The following is a 1,886-nucleotide window of genomic DNA, read 5'->3' on the forward strand; positions in this document are numbered from 1 at the left end:
GTGGTCTTCAGTTCGAGACGGCGGGGGAGCAGGGGGGCGCCCGCGCCCAGCGTGACGGGGGCGATGGAGACGATGATTTCGTCTAGCAGGCCCTGATCGGCGAATTGGCCGACCAGCTCGCCGCCGCCCATTAGCCAGAGGTCTTTGCCGTCGGCGGCCGCGGCCATCTCCTTGTGTACGACCTCCACCGGCTTCGAGGTCAATCGGACGTCGCGGTCGTCGTCGAAGGCCGGGAACTCGCGATGGGTGAACACCCAGGTCGGCATGTTGTAAGGCCAGGGCTCGGTGGAATTCTCATTGATCCATTGATAGGTGCTCGAGCCCATGGCGATCACGCCCGCACCAGCCGCGAACCGGTTCAGTCCCAGCGGGCCGTCCCAGTCGACCTGCCGAGAAAGCAGCCAATCCAGGTTGTGGTCGGGGGTCGCCAGGAAGCCGTCCAGGCTAGTAGCGGTGTGGTAGACGGTCTTGAAGGTCACGTCATCCTCTCTGGTGTAGCCATTCGATGGGATCACCGTCTCCGATTTCGGTTCCGGCGATGGATAACTCGGCTCGCAGCCAATGTCGTACGAGATACCTGCGGTGGGTGGAGTAGCTGAGGATATGGGCGATCACGCTGCCGATGACAAAGCTCTGCGGCGGCTCGCACAGTGCATCGATCAGGGTGTCGTCCCACCCGCCACGCCGGGTGAGTTCGCGGATGGTATCCAGCCACCGAACCGCCACGCGCTCATGGCGTTTCACCAAATCCGGGAGAGCGTCGTCGGCGGCCGTCGGGATGTCCTCGCCGTCGATCGCGGCCAGCCACACCTCCTTCGACTCGATGAGATGGGCGAGCACGGTGGCGATGGATTCCTCGGGCCCCCGGAACGACTCCACCACCAGGCCCGGCATTCGCACCCGCCGGTACTGCGATTCGTCGAGTTGCGCTGCCACACCGAGAAGTTCGCCGGTGTCGTCGATATCGTGATGGATCAGCAGGGTCGTGGGATCCAGCGCGGCCTGTTCTTTCGGCGCACTCGTCACCCACAGCGACATGGGCGGGTGAAAGTGGATGCCATTGCTCGTGGGCAACCACCGTCGGCGCTCGTCCGCGGGAGTCAGGCTCGGCGGATGCCCGAAGACGGCGCTGAACGCGCGGCTGAAACCCTCCACCGAGTCGTACCCGGCCGCGAACGCAACGTCGGTCACCGACTTACCCGTCGACAGCTCCCACACCGCCCGCTCCAGCAGCACCCGCCGCTTCAGCGCCACCGGCGGCTCGCCGGTACCGCGCGAGAATTGCCGGGTGAAATGGAACGGCGAAACGAAGGCATCAGCCGCCATCGCACCGAGCGTGGTGTTGTTCTCGTCCAGCACCGCGTCGAGCAGTTCGCGTAGTCGATCTCGTCCGGTCTTGGCCACACGACGAGTCTGCCAACGCGGCCCCGAAACCCGCTTGACCGATCTTGCTCAGCCTGCGACTCCACCACGGCGTACGGGTTCAGGCCGTACTCACACTGCCTATCCCGCGCAGGAACCCCAGCCTCTCGACCTCAGCCTTCACCGCCTGCGCCGAGGCCTCTACTGGGCCGGTCGACAGCCACCGCAACCGCGATACCCCAGCGAGGGATCGGTGACCAGCAGCGCGTCCAACTCCGTACACCGCTCAGGGGTGAACCCATGCGCGAGCCGGTCGCAGGTCTCGGTCTGGGCCTGGTGGCGGGCGTGTGCGACTCGTTCCACCACCGTCGCCGCGCCCAGCCAAATCACATGCCGGTGAGTGTGTCCCGCTCAGCGAGGTCCGCTCACGCCCCATCGGCGGGTGTCGCGCCCGCGTCTCACCGACGTTCTGACCGACCTCGGGCTCCTCGTGGATGACACGACAGCCGCAGTCAGATCCTGGA

The 1,886-nt window shown here is 65.9% G+C and carries 2 protein-coding genes and 1 pseudogene; all 3 read right to left on the reverse strand.

Annotated elements, in window-relative coordinates:
- A partial coding sequence (locus K7711_RS46920; RefSeq protein WP_222979641.1) for a dihydrofolate reductase family protein occupies positions 1–479 on the reverse strand: 479 nt, incomplete at its 3' end.
- Position 480: 1 nt separating this feature from the next.
- Positions 481–1,404, reverse strand: coding sequence for a helix-turn-helix domain-containing protein (locus K7711_RS46925; protein WP_308015258.1), 924 nt, complete (start codon positions 1,402–1,404; stop codon positions 481–483).
- 94 nt (positions 1,405–1,498) lie between these two features.
- Positions 1,499–1,752 (reverse strand): annotated as a pseudogene (locus tag K7711_RS49210) (hypothetical protein); the annotation flags it as partial.
- Positions 1,753–1,886 lie beyond the last annotated feature (134 nt).

This window comes from Nocardia coffeae, assembly GCF_019890715.1.
GTDB lineage: Bacteria > Actinomycetota > Actinomycetes > Mycobacteriales > Mycobacteriaceae > Nocardia > Nocardia jiangxiensis.